Source organism: Microbacterium helvum, assembly GCF_014779795.1.
Taxonomy (GTDB): domain Bacteria; phylum Actinomycetota; class Actinomycetes; order Actinomycetales; family Microbacteriaceae; genus Microbacterium; species Microbacterium helvum.
This window is the reverse complement of record NZ_JACXZS010000008.1, coordinates 27,001-50,389: the sequence shown is the minus strand read 5'-3', so window position 1 is coordinate 50,389 and position 23,389 is coordinate 27,001. Positions and strand designations below refer to the sequence as shown.

Below are 23,389 nucleotides of genomic sequence, written 5' to 3'. Positions count from 1 at the left end.
GAGATCAGGCACCCTTCACTGCGTTGCGGACGTAGACGATGCGGCCACGAGCACCGGGGACGGCGCCCTTGACGAGCAGCAGACCCTTCTCGGCGTCGATGCCGTGCACCGTCAGGTTGAGGACGGTCACGCGCTCGCCACCCATACGGCCGGCCATGCGCATGCCCTTGAACACGCGGCTCGGGGTCGACGACGCGCCGATCGAACCGGGCTTGCGGTGGTTGCGGTGCGCACCGTGCGAAGCGGAGACGCCCTTGAAGTTGTGGCGCTTCATGACACCCGCGGTGCCCTTGCCCTTGCTGGTGCCGACGACGTCGACCAGCTGGCCGGCCTCGAACGTGCCGTCCACCGTGAGCTCCTGACCGAGTGAGTAGTCAGCGGCGTCCGCGGTGCGGATCTCGGTGAGGTGACGGCGCGGGGTGACACCCGCGGCCTCGAAGTGGGCCGTCTGGGGCTTGTTCACCTTGCGGGGGTCGATCTGGCCGTACGCGATCTGGACGGCCTTGTAGCCGTCCTTCTCCGGGGTGCGGACCTGGGTCACGACGTTCGGAGCGATCTCGATGACCGTGACGGGAACGAGCTTGCCGTTCTCGTCCCAGACCTGGGTCATGCCGAGCTTGGTGCCCAGCAGGCCCTTGGAAACCTTGTTGTTGACCTCTGCAGCCTTAGAATTCTGTGCCATGTCGAACCTCAGAGCTTGATCTCGATGTTGACATCGGCCGGGAGGTCGAGGCGCATGAGCGAGTCGACCGCCTTGGGCGTCGGGTCGACGATGTCGATCAGACGCTTGTGGGTGCGCATCTCGAAGTGCTCGCGGCTGTCCTTGTACTTGTGAGGCGAACGGATCACAGCGATCACGTTCTTCTCGGTCGGAAGGGGCACCGGGCCCACGACCGTCGCGCCCGCACGGGTCACGGTGTCGACGATCTTGCGCGCCGACGAGTCGATGACCTCGTGGTCGTACGACTTCAGGCGAATGCGGATCTTCTGTCCCGCCATTGTCTGCTCACTCTCTTTCTCGCGTCATACCCCTGTGGCATTGGACGCACGTGGGCTTCACGCCCTGGCACTTACTCCTCGCGGCCGCTCGTTCCCGAGCTCGTCGAGGGATGCTGCACCGCTGTTCTGCTGTCAATCCGGATGCCGCGCCGAAACGCTGCTCCCGGCATCCGTTCTCCGCCCGCGCGGAGCATGGCTCCGCTGGAGTGGATTCTGGATGTGGTGGTTCTGCTGCCCGCGGCCTAGGACCCTGCGCGTTGCGCCGCCTATGCACTGCCCTGGCAGTGATCCAGCGCACGCCAAGAGGGGCGCCGGAATGTGGAACCTCACTAGTCTACGTGCGGCCCGGGCGTGTCGCAAACTCGGGCGTGTCGCGACGCCGGTATGCTCGGCCGTTTCTCAGGCGGCATCCGCTCCCCCGACGAATGGATGCCGCCCACGCAGCAGAGAGGGCGGCCGCGCTGTGCGCGACCGCCCTCTCCTGCTGTGTTCCTAGCGGATCACTCTGCGCCGGCGCGACGACGGCGGTACGCCGCGAACGTGACGACGGCGACACCTGCTGCGAGGGCGGCACCGCCCGCGGCGACGACGATGGGGCTCACGCCGCCACCGGTCACGGCCAGGTCTCCGTTCGAGCCTTCCGCGGCCGGAACCGGGGTGGCGGACGGGGTGCCGGCAGGCGTGCCGGTCGTGTCGTCCGTCGGCTCCTCAGTCGGGGTGCCGGGCTCGGTCGGAGCGGTGGGCTCCTCTTCCGGCACGGTCGGGACGGTGGGCTCCTCGGGCTCACCCGGGACCGTCGGCTCCTCGGGCTCTTCACCCGAACCGACCGGCGGGTTGGCGCAGTCGGCGCTCGCCTGCGGGTACACGACCACCGTCGAGTAGGTCGGGTTCACGTCGAAGCGCACCGTGGTCTTGTCACGGGTCCACGCGAAGTTGCCCTCCGTCTGGACGTACTCGCCGTCCACGAGGTCCCAGCCGGGCCACATCTTCGGCTCTCCGTCTGAGGCACCGGGCCACAGGATCTTGCCGCTCAGCGGCTTGCCCGTGACGACGTAGTCTGCACCGTCGGGGTTCAGGAACGTGATCGTGACCGGGTTCTCGCCGGCTTCGAAGCCCTCCGGGAGCGCCACGTCGTACGAGAGATAGGGCACATCACCGACACACGTGGCCTCGATGTCACCCGGGACGAGCGGGCAGGTGCCGATCTCGTCCTGAGTGAGTGCGCGGGTCTGCGTCTCGGTCTTCGTCTCGGTCGAGGTCTTGCCGCCGACCGTGGTGGTCGTCGTCGCCGTGCGAGTCTGGTCGACGGTCGTGTCGCCGCAGCTCCAGACACCGTCCTTCCACTCGCTGTAGACGACGGTGGTGTCGGTCGGGCAGTCAGTGCGCTCTTCGTCCGTCAGCAGGCGTGTCTCGATCACCGGGGCCGAGTCAACGGGGGTCCCCAGCTGCCACTCTCCGGCGCGGTTCTTGATGTACTCGATCGTCGTGTAGATCGTCGTGGTCGTGACGACGCCGCTCGTGCAGTCGTAGTCCGTCGTGACGCGCTGCGAGACCTCGGGGTCGGGCTGCGTCGTCGGCGGTGTGGTGCCCTTGCAGACGGTCCAGTGCGACACCTGTGCCTGCTTGCCACCGCTGTTAGGGGGCGAGGCGTACGCGACCCCCGCCTGCGGATGCACGATCACGTTGTTCCAGTCGCTGCCCGCCTTGATGACGAGCAGCTCCCAGTGGTCGCCTTCCCAATCCTGGTTGAAAGGCTCGAGCGTGACGGTCAAACCACCGTCGGTGAGCTTGCCGTGCGCAGAGCTCTGACCGTCGAAGCAGACAACGGTGTCACCGTCCTGCACGTACGTCTTCCAGAAGTCGGCGTGATTGTTCTGATTCGTCCATGCGACGAGCTCGCCCTTCACACCCTCCGTCGCGGACGGCCAGGTCGGCGCCGTGGCCGGACCCTTGTCCTTCGGGGCCGCGGATGCGCCGGCGGTCACCATCGGCGCGACGACCAGGGCCGCCGCGATCAGGGCGCCCGCGAGCGCCTTCAATGTTCTCTTCTTGCGTGCTTCAGGCACGACGATCCTCCCCAATAGCGACGCTGCAGCGCCGTTCCCAGCGGCGCGCGGGGGCACGCCGTACTCGCGGCGCGCCGAAGCACGCCGTACATCCCAGCAGCGCGCGGGGGCACGCTGTTCGGTCCGCCCCCTGGGACGGGGGCGAGCCTGCTCCGTCGGCCCATTTCGGGTAGGCCGACGGCGGCGATCAAGCCGTCCTTTCGAGCAGGCTATCGTGCCCGAGCCGGTCGCGCGAATCGCTGTGGAGAATGTGGATGCCGGGCGCCCGGCATCCACCCTTCACAAGACTCAGAGACCCGCTGGCAGACGCGACCGAGCCCCTCGCCGTCGGGGTGGCAGAGGGGCTCGGACCTCCGTCGGTGCACCGATGACGGAGGTGGGGTGGGAGAGGGCGGGCCTTGGGGCAGCCCGCCCCCTCTCACGCTCACAGAGTGGGCTTGGACTCTCCGCGGCGGCGGCGGGCCACGACGAACAGCGTCGTTCCGGCGAGCAGAGCCAGCAGGCCCAGCAGCGCCAGCAGCGGCGACGGTTCGCCACCCGTGGCCGGCAGTGCCGACAGCAGCACGATCGCGTCGTCCGCGTCGCGCCCCGCGTCACTCGGGTTGCCGAACGTGTAGTAGTCCACGACACCGATGTTGGTGATCGAGCTGCTCGTCGACGTCGGGCTCACCGTCGCCGACAGTGTGATCGTCGGTGCCACCGACACGCCCTCCGCGCCCTGCGGCTGCAGCGGCCCGTTGAGCGTGCAGGTCAGCGTCCCGCCGTAGCCCGAGCCGTCCTGACCGGCCACCGCGCAGGACGACCAGCTCGGGAACGCCTCGGCGTCGCCCTTGCCCGGCCAGCTCACGTCGGTGATCTTCAGATCGGCCGGGATGGCGTCGGTGACGACGACCCCGTCGGCCGCCGAGTCGTCGCTCACGTTCGCGACATCCAGCGTGTAGGTGAACGAGGCACCCGGGTCGGTCTTCTCGACACTCGCCGTCTTCTCGATCTGCACGTCGGAGTGACGCGCGACCTGGCAGTCCGGCGTGGCGGCCGGGTACTCGGTCGAGAACACCAGCTCCGGGTTGACCGAGAACGTCACGGTGGAGCCGAGGCGCCACGCGTAGTCCAGTTCGCTGTCATCGAGGATCAGGCCGTTGAAGATGTAGTTCGCCTGGTCCGCCGCCGGGATGATGTCGCTCGTGCCCGGGTAGTAGTACTGCGTCGGGCTCGAGCCGGGCACGATGTCGCCCAGTTCGATCGGACGCCAGCCCGGGTAGTCGATGCTCACGCCCGAGGGGGTGAACGCCGCGCCCGGCCAGGCCGCCATATCGGTCCAGGTCGACGTGCCGCCCGCGTGGGTGATCGCGACTTCAGCCGGGTCGGTCGTCGCCGATGCGGTGTCGGGCGTCCACAGGAAGTGGATGTCCTCATCCGTCAGCGCTGCCGACTTGCTGATCGACCAGTGCAGGAACGGGGCATCCGCCACGCACTGCGTCCACACGATCGCGGTGATCTCACGCACGGGGATCTCGACGGTCGAGCAGTTGTTCTCCTCGACCTGGTCGCGCTCGGCCGCCACACACGCGGTGTTGCTCAGCTCCTCCAGCGGAGTCGCCGGCTGAGCCGTGTCATCACCGGGCTCGACCGGAGGCACCGGCGTCGCCGTGAACGTCACGTGCACGACGATGTCGGCCGACTCCCCCACACCCAGGGTGGGCACGCCCACGCTGAGCTGGTTGTCGTCGTCGACGTACGCCGGGTCGTTGTCGTTCGTCCAGCCCGCCGGCAGCGTCAGTCCGGTGACCTCCAGCCGCTCGGGGACCGGGTCGGTGACGACCACGTCCTCGGCGTCACGCGTGCCGTTGTTGGTGACGGTCAGCGTGTAGTCGAACGAGTCACCCGGCTCGACCGAACCCTGCTCCGGAAGACCCGAGGCGGTCTTGACGATCGAGACGTCGTCGTAGTTCACCTCGTCGCACGCGCTCGCATCCTGCGACTGCTCTCCGAAGACGAGCGACACGGTGTTCCAGATCGGAACGCCCTGGTCGTCGCCCTCGGTGCAGGGCTCGAGCTCTGCCGTCGGCACGCCGGTGACCTTGAGGTCGGCCCAGATCCGGTAGGTGTGCGTGAGCTTGCCGTCGATACGGTCCTGCGCGGTGAACGCGCCGATCCCCTTCAGCAGCCACGTGCCCGTGCCGTCCCAGCTCGCCTCAGTCGGGTTCGGGGTGTCAGCCCCGACCGCCTCGGCGTGCCAGTCGCCGTCCAGCTCGACATGGTCGGGCAGGGCGTCGGGCTTCTCGACGAGCGTGTACAGCACGTTCGTCACGGGACCTGCGGCCGGAGCCGCCGGAGCGGTCACGGTCACCAGGTACGACACCCGCTGCAGGCCGGTCTCGGGGTCCTCAGTGGTCCCCTCGGCGGTCTTGGTCACCGTCGGGTACACCGGCGGCGTGCAGGCCTGGACCGACACCGGCGGCAGCTGCTCGGTGAACGAGAGCGTCGCCTTGTTGAGGAATCCGAGTCCGCGCTGCTCACCCACCACGGTGCAGCCGACCTGGTGCTGCGTGAGGTCACCGGCATCCAGCGTCGCGTGGACGACCACCGTGTAGGTGTGGGTCGCCCCGGCGAGGATCGCCTTGCCGTTCGCGATGGATGCCGTCCAGACACCGCCGGCCTCATCGAAGGCCTGGTCGCTCACACCCTGGCCGCTCCACGACGCGTCCACGACGTCGATGACGCCGTAGTCGAGCGTGTCGGACAGGTTGTACTTCGACGCCAGCTTCTTCGGGTTGACAGCCTCGTCGTCGCTCAGCGTGACCTTGAGCTCGTACGTGATCTCCCATTCCTTGGTGTCGGGGTCGCGCGAGATGTCGCTGACCGTCTTGGTGACGGTCGGGTACACCTTCTCGTCGACCGGGCCGCACGCGTCGTCGTTCTGCACGACGTGGTCCACCGTCAGGATGCCGGTGTTGTAGAACCCGGTCCCGGGGCCCTCGCACACGCGGTCGCCGGCCGGGATCTGCGCCGGGATGCGGACGTGCCACGTGACGCGGTACACGTGCGTGGAGTCGTCCTCACCGCCGATCGAGACTCCGGTGACGAACGGGGCGCCGTCCGACGGGATGTCGGTGATCAGCGCGCCGGCCGGTGCCGGCAGGATGCGCTGCGCGTCACCCGAGAGGATCTCGACGCCCGGAGCGAAGTCCGGCTCGTCACCCAGATCGTAGGTGCGCTCACCGTCGGCGAGGGTCACCGTGATCAGGTACGAGACGTCCCACAGGTCGGGGTCGGTCTCGCTCTGCACCGACGACTCGATCTCCTTCGAGATCGTCGGGGCGCAGACCTCGACGTCCTCGCTGTCGGACTTCGACGCCTCGTCGGACGGGTCGACCGTCGCCGTGTTCGGGTACGTCGTGCAGACGCCGTCCGGAGTGGTCAGCGTGCGCGTGTACTCGAACGTCTTCGGGCCGTCCACCGCGTTCAGCGTGACGTCGTCACCGAACTCCGGTGCCGTGTCGGACACAGTGGCCGTGGCATCCGTCGTCGCCGGGTTCACCTGCGCGAAGTCCACCGTCGCGGACGTGGATGCCGCACCCGAGGTGTTCGGCAGCGTCTCGGTCGACCACGTGATGTCGACCACGTTCTCGACCGAGTCGCTCGCCGTGGTTCCTTCGAGGTCGCACGAGTACGGGAACGTCCGCGAGTCGCCTGCCGGGATCGTCAGGTTGTCGGTCCCGGTGACGACGCAGCCTGCGAGCGTGTCGTCGAGCGTGATGGTGACGTCGACGTTGTTGTCGTTCGTCACCGTGATCTCACCGGCGATCGCGAAGTTCGAGTCCTGCGCGGCGGTCGGCGTGACCGTCACGTCGTACTTGAACTCAGCCGACGTTCCCGGCGCCACCGTGACGGCGTTCGCGTTGACGTCCTTGACGATGCTCCAGCCGTAGTCGCGGTCGAACGAGCCGGTCGCGGTCTTGGCGACCGTCAGATCCTTGTAGCCGCAGAGCTCGACGCTCGCGTCGTCGTCCTGGCCGGTCTCTTTGATCGTCGCGGTGTTGTCGACCGTGACGCAGGCGCCCAGCGTGCCCTGCAGCTCACGCTCGTACGTCCAGGGCTGCGATGCGCCCTCGGCCGTCCAGGTGTGCGTGCCGAGCTCGACGACCGGTCCGGCCGGGTTCGTGAACTGGTCCGTGACGGTCACCGTCTTGGCGTTGAGGTCGGTGATGACCGCGTCGGCGAAGTCGAAGTCCTTCGTCCCGACGGCCGTCCCGCTCGTGCCGCGCAGCTCGGTCTTGTCCCAGGTGGCCGTGGCAGTGTTCGTGCCCGTCGTGTCGGCGGTCGCCGACAGGTTGTCGCAGAGGTAGTGGACGACGAGCTGGCCGTTCGCCGGCACGGTCGCGGTGGCATCGCCGAAGTCGATGTCACACACCGTCGCGCCGATCTTGTCGGTGAGCGCCGTCAGCGGAACCACCACGTTGTTCGGGTTCGTCACGGTGATCGTGCCCGAGACGTCGAAGTTCGTGTCGGTCGCCTTGCCGTCGGTCACCGTGACCGTGTAGGTCGCGGTCGCCTTGCCGGTGTCAGGGTCGATGACGAGCTTCGTCTCTTTCGCGGTCTTGTCGATCAGGAACGAGTAGCTGCGGTCGAACGTCGGGTCCGCGGTCTTGGTGACCACCAGGTCCTGGTAGTCGCAGACGCTCACCGTCACGTCGTCGGTGTCACCGGTCTCAGTGATCTTCGCGATGTTCTTGTAGTCGACGCACGCGCCGGGAGTGCCGTCGAACGTCAGCGAGTAGTGGAACTCCTTCGGTCCGTCGGCCCAGTTGGCCGTACCGAGCTCGACCGGGTTGGCCGGGTCGGTCTTGTCGTCGACGACGTGCACGGTCGCGTTGACGGGCGTGACGTTCCAGCCGTCCGTCGAGATCTCGACCGTCTTGGATGCCGTCGAGCTCGGGCTGTACGCCGCGTCGTCGTCCCAGTTCACGGTGGCCGTGTTCATGCCGGTCGTGAACGGTCCGCTCTGCGGGAACGTGCAGCTGTAGTCGAACACCTTCGACGAGTTCGCCGGGATGGTCGCGTCCGTGCCGCCGGTCACCGCACACGTGACACCCGGGAACGTCGGTACATCGGTCACCGAGGTGGCGACGACGTCCCAGTCGTTGGGGTTGCTGACGGTGATCTGACCGCTCATCGCCCACTGCGAGTCGGTCGCGGCCCCGGGGGTCGCGATCACCGTGTAGTCGAAGGTCGCCTTGCCCGTCTCGGGGTCGACGGTCTTGACCGTCGCGTCGACCTTCTTCTCGATGCTCCAGTCGTAGGTGCGCGTGAGGCTCAGCACGACGTTCTTGTCGACCGTCAGGTCGGCGCCGGTGCACACCTTGACCGAGACGCTGGAGTCCTGCTTGCCTTGATCGCTGGTCGCGGCGAGCGAGGCCGTGTTCGGGTACTGCTGACACGTGTCGGCTTCGAGTTCGGAACCGAGGTGGCGCGAGTATGTGAAGACAGTCGGGCCGTCGAGCTTCGACACGATGACCGGAGTGCCGTACTTGGCGGCGAACTCATCGGCGGTGTCAGACACCGTCACGGTCTTGTCGGTCTCGTGAGCGGGCGTGACGAAGGAATAGTCGACGCCGGGCGTCGTCGCAGAGCCGGCCGGGATCTTGCTGCCGTCCCACGTGACGGTGGCCTTGTTCGTCCCGCTCGCGCCCGAGCCGACTGCGCACGAGTACGGAATCCCCACCGATCCGTTGGCGGGAACCGACGGGAGAGGCTGTCCGTTGTTGACCACACACCCCGCGCCGATCGAGTCCGACACGCCCGTGACGGGCACCGCGATCGGGTTGGCGTTCGACACCGTGATGGTGCCCGACACCTTCCAGCCGGAGTCCTGGGGGCCCTCGGGCGTGACCGTCACCGTGTAGTTGAAGTCTGCGCCCGTCTTCGGCTTCGCCTTCGCCTCGTTCTTGTCGACCGTCTTCTCGATCTTCCAGTCCCAGTCACGGTCGAACGTCGTCGTCGCGGTCTTGGTCGCGGTCAGCGGGACACACGTCGACGGCGGGGTGATGGTGAGAGGTCCTGCCCACGCCTGGATGTTGCCACCGATGGGGTTGTTGTTGCCCGTGAACGAGCGGATGTACACCGACGAGCCGATCGACGGCGGGCACCCGGGCTTGACGTTCGCGAGAAGCGCGAGGTTCAGCCCGACCTCGACGAACGTGCCGTCGACGTTGGTGACCCCCATGAAGCTGTTCGCGGGGAAGTTGCTCGTGATGCAGGTGCCCGGGTAGTCATCCGGGTTCGCGTTGGCGCCGGTGTAGCTGATCGGCCCGTACGTGCACGCCCCGCGGAGCTCAGTGCCGTTGTTGCCGTTCTGGTCCATGAAGAACACCGTGCCGCCCTGCGAGCGGTCCGGCTGCGGGACGGTGCCCTGGCCTCCGGAGCGGGTCGGTGCCTTCGTGATCTCGATGATGAAGCCAGACGATCCGGTGCCGCTCGCGCGGTCCCACGCAGCGAAGAGGATCGGGTCGCCGTTGACCGTGGTCGACCAGGCCTGTCCGTTCAGGATCGTCGAGTGCTGCGCGGGGCTGCCCGACGCGTACCAGGTCGACGGGTCACTGTTGTCGTTGTCGGTCTTGTAGGGTCCGTGACCGTTCGTCGTCGCATCCGGAACACTGTCCCAGTCGTTGCCGGCGCAGTCGACGGCGCGGTTGCCGTCGATCTCAAAGCCGTAGAAGAGCGGGGCACACGCGAGCGGCTGGATCTCAGGCGCCGCCAGCGGCGCCACCGTCTTCGCGGTGTCGGTCTTCGTCGTCTTGGTGTCCTTCGCGGGCTCCGACGGCGATGGCGCGGGATCGGGAGCGGCCTCGGTGGGCGCAGGATCCGCTGCCGTCTCGGACGGCGCCGGGTCGGCGGCATCCTTCGACGAATCCGTCGTCGACGAGTCCGTCTCCGACGTGTCGGTCGTCGTGTCGGCGGCCTGGGTCGTCGCGGCCGGATCCGGCTGCGCCTCCTCTGCCACCGCCGGGGAGAGCCCCGAGAACACGAGGGCCGTCGACACGATGGCGGCGACCCCTCCGACATACCAGCGCTGCTGGAGCGCGAGCCGGCGCTCCTCGGTCCGCTGCTCACGCATGCGACGGCGCGTGTCTCCGTTACCGGACGCGCGCACGAAAGTACGACGACTGAACATCACTTCACCCTTGGTCGTTACGACACAGGGCGCCCCAGATGAGGCCCCTCCCAATCACGCAACGGCGAGTGGATGAAATGCTTCTGCTTCCCCAAGCGGTTCGGCATTCTCCCCAAACACGCGCCGAGACGTGTTCCCGGGGCTAAACGTATGCCGCCGACCCGGCCGCGTCAAGTAACGGCTCGGCAACGGCCGAAACGCCGCAAGGGGGCGGACCGTCCGGGACGGCCCGCCCCCTCGCGGGGACCTCAGGCGATCAGAGCTGCGGCTTGGGCTCTCCGCGGCGGCGGCGAGACATCAGCAGCACCGAGGTGCCGGTCAGCATCACCACCAGCCCGAGGATGATCAGCGGCAGGGTCGCACCTCCGCCCGTCGCCGGGAGCGCCGACAGCAGGACGGTGGCGTCGTCCGAGTCACGGCCCGGGTCGTCCGGGTCGCCGAACGTGTGGTAGTCGACCACCGCCACATTCGTGATCGTGTTCGCCGTCGACTTCGGGTTCACCGTCGCGTCGAGGGTGATCCGCGGAGCGACGGTCGCGCCGCCGTTGTCGGAGTTGATCGGCTGCAGCGGGCCGAACAGCTCACACGTGAGCGTTCCGCCGTAGCCGCCGGCATCCTGACCCGCCACCTCACACGACTGCCAGTTCGGGAACGCATCGGCGTCGCCCTTGCCGGTCCAGTCGACCGCGGTGATCTTGACGTCGGCCGGGATGACATCGGTGACGACCACGCCCTCGGCCGCCGCGTCATCGCTCACGTTGGCGACGTCCAGCGTGTACCGGAACGAGGTGCCCGGCTCGGTGTGCTCGACGCTCGCCGACTTCTCGACCTGCACCTCGGTGTGGCGCGCGACGAAGCACTGTGGCGTCGCGGCCGGGTACGAGGTCGAGAAGGTGAGCGTCGGGTTCACCGTGAACGTGATCTCGGTGTTGAGGCGCCACGAGTAGTCGAGCTCGCTCGGGTCGAGGATCAGTCCGTTGAAGACGAACTGCGCCTGCTGCTCGGGCGTCATCACGGTCGTGGTCCCGGGCAGGTAGTACTGCGTCGGGGTCGAACCGGCGACGATGTCGCTCGCGGCGATCGGACGCCATCCCGGGTAGTCGATCGACACACCGGACGGTGTGAAGGCCGAGCCCACCCATGGGATCTCGTCGCTCCAGGTGGTGCTGCCGTTGTCGGACAGCTCCACCTGCGCCGGAGAGGTCTCGGGCGTCACGGCGTCGTTGACCGGCTTCCACAGGAAGTTCACCGGCTCGTCCTTCAGCGACTCGGACTTGGTGACCACCCAGCCGAGGTACGGCGCGTCGGCGACGCAGCGGGTGTAGACGAGAGCCGCGATGTCACGGGTCGGCGTCGTCACCTCATCGCAGTCGTTCGTCGGGTCGCTGTCGTGATCCGCCGAGACGCACGCCTCGTTGAGGATGTCGTCGAGCGGCGTCGGCGGAGCCGGCGGCTCGTCGTCGCCGATCACCTCGGGCAGCGTCGCGGAGGTCGTGGGCGGCAGGAAGGTCACCTGCACCACGATCTTCGCGCTCGCCCCGACCGCCAGCGTCGGGATGCGCACCGACAGCGTGTTGTCGTCATCGACGAACGCGGGTGCGTTGTCGTTGCTCCAACCTGCCGGCAGCGTCAGCCCGGTCACCTCGAGGCGCTCGTGCAGCGGGTCGCTCACGACCACGTTCTCGGCATCCCGGGTCCCGTTGTTCGTGACGGTCAGCTCGTAGTCGAACACCGTGCCCGGGTCGATCGAACCCTCTTCGGGAAGGTTCGTCGCCGTCTTCTCGATGCCGACGTCGTCGAAGTGCACCGTCTGGCACGCGTCGTCGCGATCGACATACTCGCCGGAGTGGATGACCGCCTCGTTCCAGACGAAGTAGCCGCCCTCCTGGGCCTCGAAGCACGTGCGCGGCTGCTCGGTGGTCGGCGGTCCGGAGACCTTGACCTTCGCCGAGACCACGTACGTGTGCACCGGTCCGTCCGGCGTCAGCGTGCCCGCCGGGACGATCGTCCACTCCCCTTCGCCGTTCCACGACGCTCCGGAGGCCGGAACCGCCGGGGTGACAGCATCCGCCGCCTCCGCGGTCCAGTCGCCGACGAGGTCGACCCCGTCCGGCAGCGTGGGCGCGTCGGTGAGGACGTACCCCACCTCGGCCGGCTTCGGATCCGCATCGGTCTCGGGGTAGGTCACCGTCACGACGTACGAGATGCTCTGCGTCCCGTCACCGTTCTGCGTGTACGCGCCCGCGGTCTTCTCGACGGTCGGGAACACCGGCTCGGCACAGGCGTGGACCACTCCGGTCTGCCCGCCGCTGGTCAGTCGCGCGGTGTTGAGGAAGCCGCCTGACGGCCCCTCCCCGCCCTCGTCGCAGACGGTGGTGCCGTCGTTCATCGCTTCGGCTGTGACGTCCGCCTTCACCGTGACGGTGTAGGTGTGCGTCGAGCCCGCCGTGATCGCCTTGCCGTTCGCGATGGACGCCGACCAGTCGGAGTCGTCGAAGGCGACGTCCGTCTGCCCCTCGCCGCTCCAGGTGGCCGAGTCGATCTGGATGCCTCCACCGAACTCGACGACGTCCTGCAGGCTGTACTTCGCCGACAGACCGTCCGGGTTCTCGGGCGTGCCCGCCGCTGCGAGCGACGCCGTCAGGTTGTAGACGATCGTCCACTGCCCGGTCGACGGGTCCTGCGTCGACGAGGTCACGGTCTTGGCGACGGTCGGGTAGACCGCCTCCTTGACCGGGATGCAGGCGGTGCCGTCATCGACCTGGTCGTCGCCGACGTACAGGTAGGCGGCGTTGAAGTAGCCGTAGCCCGGTCCCTCGCTGCACTCCAGCTCGTTCGTCGGCACCGGTTCGGTGACCGTCGCCTTCCACGACACGGTCCACACCTGCGTCTCGTTCGCGCCGAGCGCGACCGGGTCGTCGGGGAACGACGCTCCCGGCTCGATGTCGATGGGCTCGTCGCCCGCCGGCGTGGTGCGCTGCGCGGTGCCGTCGCCGAGCGTGATGCCCGACGGGAAGCCCGGCACGTCGGTCAGCGTGTAGAAGGTGTCGAACCCGCTCGGGTTGACCGTCAGCTGATACGTGACCGTCCAGCTGTCGGGGTCGTCCGGGTTCTGCGTGGCACTGGTCGCGGTCTTGTCGATCGTCGGCAGGGCCGGCTCCGAGCAGTCGTCGACCGGATACTCCTCGCCCGCGACGGTGATGACCGCGGTGTTGAGGAAGCCGCCCGACGGGTCTTCGTCGTCGGGGTAGCAGCCCAGCGTGTCGCCGTTCCACGCCTCTGCCGGCACCGTCGCGTGCACGGTGACCGTGTAGGTCGCCGTCCCCGTCGTGTCGGTCTTCGGCGCCAGCGTCGCGTCCGTCGCGATGTCGGCGGTCCAGTCGTCACCGGCGTTCGCGAACGGCACGTCGGTTCCGCCCGGACCGGTCCACGAGGCATCCTGCACCTCGATGTCGCCGCCGAACTCGAGCCGGTCGGTGACGCTGTACGTCGCGGGCGCCTCGGTCGACGTGTTCGTCACGACGATGTCGTACGTGATCGTCCACGTGCCGTCCTCGCCCTGCGAGGTGCTCGTCACGGTCTTGGACTGCTCGGTGACCGCGCGGACCACCGGGATGCAGTCGCCGGACTCGTTGCCGCCGATGCCGTTGGTGATGACCGTGTGGTTCCACAGGCCCTTGCCCTGCGCCTCGCAGTCGAGGGCGCTGTCGGGCACGGATGCCGCGATCTTCACCTTCAGTACGACGAGGTAGACGTTCTGGGAGTTCTGCGTCAGCAGCCCGGCACCGAGTGGCTGGGTGTGGTCCGCGGCCCACGTCGCGCCGAGCGTGCCGACGTTGCCCGCCCCGATCGAGTCGATCGAGGCCGCCCAGATCCCGACCGGCGTGACTCCCGCCGGAAGAGCCTGCGGGGTGTCGTGAACGACGTACTGCAGCGGAGTGCTCGTCGGGTTGTAGACCTTCACCTTGTAGGCCAGCGTCCACTCGCCGGTCGAGGCATCCTGAACAGCCGCCACGCCGGTCTTCTCGACCTTGGGGCTCGTCGGAACGCCACAGCCGTCGTCGCTCGCGGTGCCGCCCGGGAACGTGACGGTCGCCACGTTGTAGAAGCCGCCGCCGGGGGTCTCGCCCTCGGTCGTGCAGGTGAGCGCCGTCTCGGGGTCGAAGTCCTCCGCGTCGACGGTCGCCTTCACCGTGTAGGTCCAGACCGTCGAGGCGCCGCCGGCCAGCACACCGGCAGGGATGCCGGGGGTGCCGTCCTGCGTCCACGTCTCAGAACCCGGGACGACGTCGAAGCTCGCGTCGAACTGCGGGGTGTCGGCGAGCGCGTACGCCGCCGAGAGCGTCGGGTCGAGGTTCGTCACCGTGACGTCGTAGGACAGCACCCACTCCCCGTCGACGTTCTGTGCGACCTTCGCATCGGACTTCTCGATGCCGACCTTCGGCAGACGAATGCCGTCACACGCGTCGTCTTCGTCGCCGCCGACGCCGTTCGTGACGGTGGCGGTGTTCCAGACGCCCGTGCCCGGCTCTTCGCCGCACACCAGGTCCGCCGCCTTGACGTCGTTCGAGAGGGTGACCTGCGCCGTGATGGTGAACACGTGCGAGGCGCCCGCCGGCAGCGTGCCGGTGCCGACGAGGGTGTTGCCCACACCGTCGAACGCCGTCGCCGGTGCCGTGAACGTGCCGCCGTCGAGGTCGGCCGGTCCCTCAGCCGTCCAGACCGCGCCGCTCACTCCGGCAGGAAGTGCCGCCGGGGTGTCCGAGAGCGAGTACCAGAGCGGGATGGCGCTCGGGTTCGTCACGGTCACCGTGTAGCCGAGCAGCCAGTCGGTGCCCTGCTGCGCGATCGTCGCCGAGTCCTTCACGACCTCGGGCGAGGCCGGCTGGCCGCAGCCGTCGTCGCTCTTCGAGCCACCCGGATAGACGACCGTCGCCACGTTGTGGAACGCGCCGCCCTCGCCGGGCTCGCACGTGAGCTCCGGGTCCTCGGCAGCCGGGTCGAACGACGCCACGATGCGGTAGACGTACTCGTCCGAGCCGCCGGCCTCGATCGGCGTGTTCGCCACCGGTGCCGCGCCCTGCCAGCCCTCGCTGACGACCGAGAAGCCGACGCCGAGGTCGGGCAGGTCGGTCAGCGTGTAGACGGTCCCCGTGGTCAGGCTGGAGTTGGTCACGGTGACGGTGTAGTCGACCTGCCAGTCACCGCCGTCCAGCTGCGTCACCGTGCCGTCCGTCTTCGAGACGCTCACCGGCGGCAGGACGACCGTGACACAGCCCTCGGCATCCTTGACGACCTGGCCCGAGGTGACGGTGGCCTTGTTCTTGAGGCCCGCCTGCGCCGCGCAGTCGCCGATGCTGACAGCGTCCGTCGAAGGCAGCAGCTTCCCGCTGACCGTGTAGGCGTAGCTCGCCGTCGGCGGCAGCACACCCTGCCAGATGGTCCCGTTGCCCGGGGCGAACGTCGCCGCCGTCGGGGCGGGCGCAGCGTCGACAGCCGCGACGTTCCACACGCCGTCGACGAGCGTCCAGCCCGCCGGAGCGGCCGGGAATGCGTCGGTCAGCGCGGCCTGCACCGCCGTCGGATCGGGGTTCATAACCGTGACGGTATATACCACGTTGAACGAACCGTCCGGGTTCTGCGATGCCGGGTTCGTGCCCGTCTTCGTGACCGTCGGGAACGCCGGCTCCTTGCAGGCGTACGCGGTGCCCGCCGGTGTGGTGCCGGTGCGCGTGAACAGGTCGGTCCGGTTGGCGAATCCGCCCGGCTCGGGCGTCTCGCACTTCCAGGCGTCGCCGTCAGCCACGCTGTCGGCGATCGCGATGCCGGTGACGTGGATGACGAACACGTGCGTGTTGCCGGCCCCCGCGGGCACGGTGCCCGTCGCGAGCTGCGGCTGCGCCGCGCCGTCCCAGCCGGCCGTCAGCGTCGAACCCGGTGCGCCGGAGTTGTCGACGGTGGCCGTGCCGACGGTGATGCCGGCGCCGAACAGGAACGTGTCGTTGACCTTGTACGCGTACGAGCCGGTCGCGGAACTGTTCGTGACGGTGACGGTGTAGTCGATCGACCACGTTCCGTCCGGCTGCTGGACGGGGGTGGATGCCGTCTTGGCGATCGATCCCGTCGCGTCGGTGTCGTTGTTCACGATCCGGCAGGTGACGTCCTTCGCCAGCGGCACCTTCACGGCGCCGTCGGTGAGGGCGACCGCCGTCTGCGTTCCGGTGATGACACACGACCACGCGCCGTCCTGCGAGTAGCCCGACGGGCCGGACTCGCTCAGGACGTAGGCGCGGCCCGCGACCACCTGACCGCTGATCGCGGCCAGCAGCGGGTCGCCGCCCACCTGCGTGCCGGTGCCGTTGATCGGGGTGTCGCTGTTGGCCTCGTTCTTCGCGGTCAGCGTCCACTGGTTCGCCGTGGCCGAGCCACCGCCGTCGTTGACGACTTTCTTCTCCAGCGTCAGCGTGGGCTTCTGCGACGAGTTGGTGAAGGTGCAGACGACCTCGACGCCGTTCGGGACGGTGACCGTCGGCGCAGCGAGCGACGTTCCGCCGGTCGAGCACACCAGGTTCGTGAGCTGGTACCCCGCGAGCTGGTCGATCTCGGCGAGCGTGTAGGTGCCGGCATCCACCGTCCGAGGCACGTTGTGGTCGAAGGTCAGCGTCGTCGCGCCAAGGGTGGCGGTCAGGTGCTGGTTCCAGTCGGTTGCGACCTTGTCGCCGCCGTTGGAGTTGTCGACCACCTTGAGCAGCCGCAGCGTGCCCGGCTTGTCGTCGTTCGTGAACGTGCAGGTGACGTCGTCGCCCGGCTTGAGGGTCAGCGTCGGGCTGCCCTTGGTGGTGTTCGGGTAGCCGGTGCACGACAGGGCCTTGAAGTCGTAGCCGCCGATCACGCTCTCAGCGAGCGTGTAGACCTCGCCCGCAACGACCTCTCCGTTCACCCCGGTCTGACCGCTGAGGTCCGGGCCGTCCTCCGTCGTCGCCGACAGCGTCCACGCAGTGTCCGGCGTGGTGCCGCCGTTGTCGTTCACGACGACCTTCTTGAGGGTGAGCTTCGGAGCGATGTCGTCGTTGACGATCTGGTAGACGCCGGTCGCGCCAGGCGCCACCGTGACATCCCAGCCCTCGACGTCGACCCAGTCGGCGCCGACCAGCTGCTGGAGCTTCACCTTGGTGTACCCCGTCAGTCCCGTCTCGGAGACCGTGTAGGTGTGGTCCGGCCGCACCTGGATGGTGTTGGCGGCCGTCGTGGAGTCCGCGCCCTCGACCGCAGGCGGAGTGGCCAGGCCGGTCAGCGGGGCCGGCGTCGCCTTCAGATCCCAGTCGGACGGGTCCGCGTCGCCGCCGTTGTCGTTCACGACGTGCTTGCGCAGCACGAGACTCGCGGTCCGGTTGATCGCCTCGCACTCGACGTGCTGGCCGAGCTGCACCGTGACACCGCCGTTGAGGCCGTCGTACTCGTCACCGCGCGTGCCGTTCTCGTTGAGCACGTAGCAGTGCCACGAGCCCGTCGAACCCGGGCGCGGGGTCGCGCCCGGCACGACCTCCTGCGTGTAGCGGGGGTCGCCGCCCGACTCGGCGAGCGTGTAGATGACGCCCGGCGTGACGTTCGTCAGCCCCGTCGGGGACTTCGCGTTCGGGCCGGGGAGCGAACCCTGCGGCCCGGTGCCCGTGAGCGTCCACGTGGTGGGGTCGGCCGATCCGCCGACGACCTTCTTCGTCAGCTTCAGCTGCGTGGTGCACGTCACGGTGTTCGTGATCGTGATCACGTTCGGGTTCGGCGTCGACGTCATCGTGTGCGAGCCGGTGCCGGTCGAGGTGTTCGTGCAGAACGGCGGAAGCTGCGTCACGGTCTCGGCGATCGCCACCGACGTGCCGACGTCGTAGGTGTAGTTCGTGCCGAAGTTCTTGGCGGCGCCGTCGAGGGTCAGCTGGGCCGAGCCGATCGGCTGTGAGCCGTTGTCGTACGGGACGCCGTTGATGACCCACTTCTTCTCGACCTTCAGGTCGACCTTCGGGTTCGGCGCCTGGTTGTAGACCGTACAGGTCACGATGCGCCCGCCGGTGGCGTTGGCCGTGAAGCCGAGCGCACCCACGTTCGTGACGGTGACGGGCTGATCCAGGTCGTTCTTGCAGACCGCGTTCTTGCCGCCCTGAGGTGCGGGCGTGTACCCGGCGCGGTCCTCTTCGGTGATTGTGACCGGTGTGGACGACCCAGCGGAGAGCCCCGAGACCTTGAAGCTGATGGCGCCCGAGGCGTTCGTCGTGCCGTTGCTCGGCGTGACCGCGTTGCCGCTGGTGGCGCCGAAGCCCCAGCCGGGCGTGGGCGTCGCGTTGGCGACGGTGCCGCCGTTCGGGATCACCATCTTCGTGACGTTGATCGTGCTCTCGCACTGACCCTTGGCCAGGTTCTGCAGGAACGTCGCGAGCGCCGAGTAGTTGGCGACGAGGTAGTAGTCGCTGTTCACGGCCGGGCCCGAGATCGCCTGGATGTTGGCCTCGGCGCCGTCGACGCCGATGCCGACCGGCACGACGCGGGTCCCGAGGTTCTTCACCGCGTTCGCGGAGAAGACGGCGTTCTCGACCTCGCGGAAGCGCGAGAAGTTGCCCGGTCCTTCAGCGTTCGGGCCGTAGACGGTGGGCGTCCCGTCGGTGAGCATCAGCAGCACGTCGACCTTGTTCGCCGCGTCGCCGGCGACCTGCCAGAGGCCCTGGTCCCAGTTCGTGGCGCCGAGGCTCTCGGAAGGCTTGGTCAGACCGTTGATCTTGTTCTTCACCGTGGTCGCGCCGCCGGCGGTCGACACGGACGTCAGGCCGAGGGTGCTGTTGCTCGCGCCCCCGACCGGCGCCTGCGAAGCGAAGGTCCACACCGCGAGCGACGAGGGCGTTCCCTGCAGGGCATCGACGAAGCCGTTCGCCGCATTCTTCAGCTGCGTGAACTCACCCGAGTCGATCGAGTTCGAGAGGTCGATGAGCAGGCCGACACGGATGCCGCACGCCTGGAGTGCGGCCGGGTTGTTCTTGATGTCAGCCCAGAACCCGCCAGAGGCAGTGGCGCCGTTGCCGGTGCCGACCTGCGGGTACGAAGTGTCGGAACCCGCCGCGACGGTTCCCGTGCGGAACCGGTAGGCGGTGTTGGCGGCGGGGTTGCCGACGTTGAACTGCGAGACGCTGCTCCAGCCGGTCGGCGCCGTCTTCTCGACGATCCAGTACTGCGCGCCGCTGGGCACCGAGATCGAGCACCGGCCGTTGGCGGCCGTCGTGCACGAGCCGATCAGCCCGCCTGCACTCATGTCAGGCGCAGCGTCGGTGCCGGTGCGGACCTCGAACACGGCGTCCTGCAGGCCGGCGACGGTCTGGCCGCCGGTGCGGAGCCCGCCCTTCTGGATCGTGATGGTGCCGGGCTGGACCTTCGTGCTCGTGAAGTCGCCGAAGTTGTACGTCGTCCAGTTCGTGTTGCTGTTGATCGAACGCGCATCGTCGTCGGTGACGTTGTAGCCGGCGGGGGCATCCGTCAGCTGCACGCGATAACGGGAGTTCGCGGTGACCGCGTTCGAGCCGACGGTCTTGACCAGGAACTCGCCGAGGTCGGGGTCGAGGTCGCCCGGACCGTTGTCGGTGATGCTGGTGTCACCCACCCAGTTGTTGCCGGAGCGACGCTCGACGTTGAACGTCGTCCCGCCGAGCAGCACGCCGTCCTGGTCCACGGCGCGCCAGTAGATGTAGGGCGGCTGTCCGCCGTCGGGCCCGGCCGCGAGCGGCGCGATCGGCGCCTCCGCAGCCAGTGAGCGGCTCTGCGGCTTCTGCGTGGCGGCATCCGTCTCGCTCTCGCCCTCGTCGGTCTTCACCGGCGCCGGCTCGCTCTGCTCCGGTGCGGGAGCCGGTTCGCTCTTCTCGGGCTCGGGCTCGGGCGCCGGCTCGCTCTTCTCGGGTTCGGGTGTCACCGCCTCGTCGTCCGACGGAGCCGGGGTGGCGGCATCCTTCTCAGCATCGCCCGTGTCGGTCGACTCGGTCGTCGCCGACGGCGATGGCGTCGGCGCCGGCGTCTCGTTCGCCAACGCCGGCGACATGCCTGCGAAGATCAGCGCGCCAGAGAGCAGCGTCGCGATGCCACCGGCGTACCACCGGTGCCGCATCGTCAGTCTGCGGTCGCGCTCCCGAGCCGCTCGCAGGCTGCGCCGGATTCCCGTGCGCGCTGAACCGTCATTTCCCCAGTACCCAGACATCAAGGTTCCCCTTCTCGCTGATGTCAGCTCAAGGGGACCCCGAATTCCCGGTCGGACTCCCCAAGTGTGCGTTCCCTCCGGTGTTAACTCCCCAGTTGCACCGGACGCACGTAGCCCACGGTCAAGCTAGCGGCGACTCGAGGGCGGCGTCAAGCACCCCCGGTCACACGCGGATCACGATCCGCTCAGGAAACGCAGAAGCGGCCCGGGTCGCCCCGGGCCGCTTCTGCGTGTCGTTCACTTGTCGCCGACGGCTCCGTCGAGGTTGCCGCGCACGCTGTCGATCGTCGCGTCGTGCTCGTCGGGAAGCACCTTCTTGGCGAAGTCGGACGCGCCGTCCAGCACCTTGTCGCTGATGCCCTCGGCCTGCTCCGACTTCAAGAAGTCGTCGATCTTGTCTTTGTTCTGCTCGTACAGTTCTTTGCCCTGATTGACCAGGTCGTCGAACCCGCTCATGCTGGCTCCGTCTCTCGCCCCGAGTGCGGCGTCACCACACATTCTGTCGGGACGGATGCCGCGCCGAAAGCCCCGCTACGCCCACTCTCGCGCGCGCTTCTGCGCCTCGTGCCGCTCGATGACCTTCTCGTCCCGAGCCTTGACCACGGCGCGGATGATCACCGCGATGAGCACGCCGATGGTCGCACCGATCGAATTCGCGACCACGTCGTTGATCGTCGACACACGCGCGTCGAGCAGGAAGTGCTGTGCGAGCTCGATGCAGGCCGACAGCGCCGGCCCGAGCAGCAGCGCGATCGGCCACCAGCGCAGCGGCACCATGAGTGCGAACAGGAACCCGACCGGGATGAACAGCAGCACGTTGGAGAACGACTCGATGAACGTGTAGTCGATGAACGTCGGCACGCCGCGCTCGTGCAGCTCCGAGATGGCGCGGTCGAGCAGGCCTTCGACCGGCGCGTCGATCGGGCTCGGCCAGAACACCATGAAGGCGAGGAAGGCGCCGTAGCCCAGCACCATCAGTGCGATGATCGTGTGTCGCGGACCGCTCGTCGACGGCAGTCGATCGCTCGTCATTTCGCCGCCGGGAACATGGCGGTGCACGATGCGTCGATCGTCACCGGCGTCTGCGTCACGGTGGGAGAGTAGCGCACCTCGAGCGGCCCCAGATCGCCTTCCGGAAGCTGCGTGGTGAACGACACCGTCTTCGTCTCGCCCTTCTTCAGCAGCATGGTGCGGCTGGCCAGGGGATGCCCCTTCTCGGCGCCGTCACGGTTCCACCGCTTGACGTCGCCGTCCGCCGGACTGATCGCCGTGATCGTCGAACCGGGAGGCGCGACGTAGAGGGTGTCGAGGATCATCGTCGTGCGGGGCAGGTCCATCGACGGGTTGCGGTAGCCGAGCCGGTAGCCGCTCATGTTGCTGCCGGGCACGGTCGACGCCATCGTCAGCGACGTCGTCATGGTGCGGGTGGCCGCATCGCAGGTCACGGTGAGCGAGGTCGACAGGAAGTACTCGAGCTTGCTATACGACGCGTTGTTCAGGTAGATGCCGACCTGGGTCGCCTTCGTGTTGTCGGCCGTCAGCGCGCCGTCGATCTTGAGGTCGACCGCGAGCGCGTTCTCGTCCTCGCGCGGGAACCACGCGTAGATGCGGTCCTCATCGACCGAGCGGGTGAGCTGGTCGATCATCGCGGTCGGCTCCCACGACCCGCTCGCGATCTTGTCGAAGACGCGCGAGGCGACGTCGGCGAAGTACGCGTCGGCAGCCAGGCCGTTCGTTCCGAACTTCTCGTACGTGTCGTTCAGCAGGAGCTTCACGGCGTTGTCGGCGTTGATCTCGGACCCGTCCTTGAGCGGTACGGGGCCGCTGGCCTTGAGCATGTACGACAGCGCGACCGGGTCCATCGAGATGACGCCGTCCAGCTGCGAGTCGTTCGTCTGCGTCCACAGCTGCGAGAACATCTGCGCCGTGGTCGGGAAGTCCGGGGTGCGCGTGAAGTTCTGGGCGTTCTTCGTGAAGTCCCATTCGTACAGCGCCAGCGTCTCGTCGGGCAGGTCGGAGCGCAGTCGCCCGGTCACGCCGGCGTTGTAGAAGTCCTCGACCGAATCGTCCTCGACCTTCTCGATCTTGCCGTTCTCGGCGTGGATCAGCGTCGACGTCGCGGCGTTGCCGCCCGTCGCGCGGATCTCGGCGTTGTTCTGGAACACCACCAGGTAGTTGCGCGGCCCCTCGGAGCCGGCCATGCGCAAGGCGATCGGAAGCACCTTCTCGACGGTGTCGAGCATCGGCCCCGCCTGATCGACGACCGAGATGAGCTGCCCGACGGCGTCGTCGACGACCGGCAGCAGCGCGGCACGGTCGATTCCGGAGACCTTCGCCTGGGCGCTCGCGAGCACCGTCTTGATCTGGGGCAGGGTCTGCTGCGCCTGCTGGAAGGGCGCGAGGTTGATGCCGCCGCCCTCGACCTTCAGTTTGTCGGGCGACATGATGCCGAGAAGCTCGATGCCCGAGGGCAGAGCATCGCGGACGATGATGTGGGTGGCCTCGGTGGCGCTGCGCACCGCGGCGATGTTGACACCGACGACGGGGAGGGCCGAGGCCACATCCCACAGCGGTCCTTCGACGGTGGCGTCCGCCTTGGTGGTGAGCCGCAGCGCCTCGGCGCCGATCGACTGCATCTGGGCGGCATCGCCCTTCTTGTACGCCTCCGTGAGCGATCCGAGCTGCGACTTCGCGGCCATCAGATCGTCACGCACACCGAGCGCCTGCGACGCGAAGATCCCGCCGACACCGGCGAGCGCGCCGAGAACGACGAAGACGCCGACGAGCACCCACGGCCAGCGCCGTCGACGCTGCGGCGCCGGGGCATGGTTGCCGGCGCGACCTTCGCGGAAGCGACCGGGGGTGGGCTTGGAAGACACCAGAGGATGCTACCGGTCAGGGCCTGTGACGAAGCCGAGAGACGCG

General features: G+C 68.3%; 8 protein-coding genes. All 8 read right to left on the bottom strand.

Annotation, left to right across the window (positions count from 1 at the left end; genetic code table 11):
• Positions 1-4: 4 nt before the first annotated feature.
• Positions 5-682 (bottom strand): 50S ribosomal protein L3, encoded by a 678-nt coding sequence (gene rplC / locus IF188_RS12725; protein WP_191172189.1) that lies wholly within the window; start codon positions 680-682, stop codon positions 5-7.
• Between the two features lie 8 nt (positions 683-690).
• A complete protein-coding gene (gene rpsJ, locus IF188_RS12720; protein ID WP_106816553.1) occupies positions 691-999 on the bottom strand; it encodes a 30S ribosomal protein S10 in 309 nt (102 codons plus the stop codon).
• 500 nt (positions 1,000-1,499) lie between these two features.
• Positions 1,500-3,065 (bottom strand): RAD23 family protein, encoded by a 1,566-nt coding sequence (locus tag IF188_RS12715; RefSeq protein WP_191172188.1) that lies wholly within the window; start codon positions 3,063-3,065, stop codon positions 1,500-1,502.
• Between the two features lie 424 nt (positions 3,066-3,489).
• Entirely contained in the window at positions 3,490-10,182 is a 6,693-nt protein-coding gene (locus IF188_RS12710; protein ID WP_191172187.1) for an LPXTG cell wall anchor domain-containing protein, read from the bottom strand.
• Positions 10,183-10,495: 313 nt separating this feature from the next.
• Positions 10,496-20,374, bottom strand: a complete 9,879-nt coding sequence (locus IF188_RS12705) for a VWA domain-containing protein (protein ID WP_191172186.1) — start codon at positions 20,372-20,374, stop codon at positions 10,496-10,498.
• Between the two features lie 327 nt (positions 20,375-20,701).
• Complete coding sequence (locus IF188_RS12700) at positions 20,702-20,920, bottom strand: Rv0909 family putative TA system antitoxin (RefSeq protein ID WP_191172185.1); 219 nt, start codon at positions 20,918-20,920, stop codon at positions 20,702-20,704.
• Between the two features lie 75 nt (positions 20,921-20,995).
• On the bottom strand, positions 20,996-21,496 hold the full coding sequence (locus IF188_RS12695; RefSeq protein ID WP_191172184.1) for a VanZ family protein: 501 nt from the start codon (positions 21,494-21,496) through the stop codon (positions 20,996-20,998).
• Complete coding sequence (locus IF188_RS20575) at positions 21,493-23,343, bottom strand: DUF4012 domain-containing protein (RefSeq protein WP_191172183.1); 1,851 nt, start codon at positions 23,341-23,343, stop codon at positions 21,493-21,495. Before IF188_RS20575 ends, IF188_RS12695 begins: the two co-directional genes overlap by 4 nt.
• Between the last annotated feature and the right edge of the window lie 46 nt (positions 23,344-23,389).

What these genes read in the sequence shown, in the direction of transcription:
- rpsJ (WP_106816553.1), bottom strand. Translation starts at nt 999, where the DNA reads ATGGCGGGACAGAAGATCCGCATTCGCCTGAAGTCGTACGACCACGAG.
- IF188_RS12700 (WP_191172185.1), bottom strand. Translation starts at nt 20,920, where the DNA reads ATGAGCGGGTTCGACGACCTGGTCAATCAGGGCAAAGAACTGTACGAG.
- IF188_RS12710 (WP_191172187.1), bottom strand. Translation starts at nt 10,182, where the DNA reads ATGCGTGAGCAGCGGACCGAGGAGCGCCGGCTCGCGCTCCAGCAGCGC.
- IF188_RS12705 (WP_191172186.1), bottom strand. Translation starts at nt 20,374, where the DNA reads ATGCGGCACCGGTGGTACGCCGGTGGCATCGCGACGCTGCTCTCTGGC.
- rplC (WP_191172189.1), bottom strand. Translation starts at nt 682, where the DNA reads ATGGCACAGAATTCTAAGGCTGCAGAGGTCAACAACAAGGTTTCCAAG.
- IF188_RS12695 (WP_191172184.1), bottom strand. Translation starts at nt 21,496, where the DNA reads ATGACGAGCGATCGACTGCCGTCGACGAGCGGTCCGCGACACACGATC.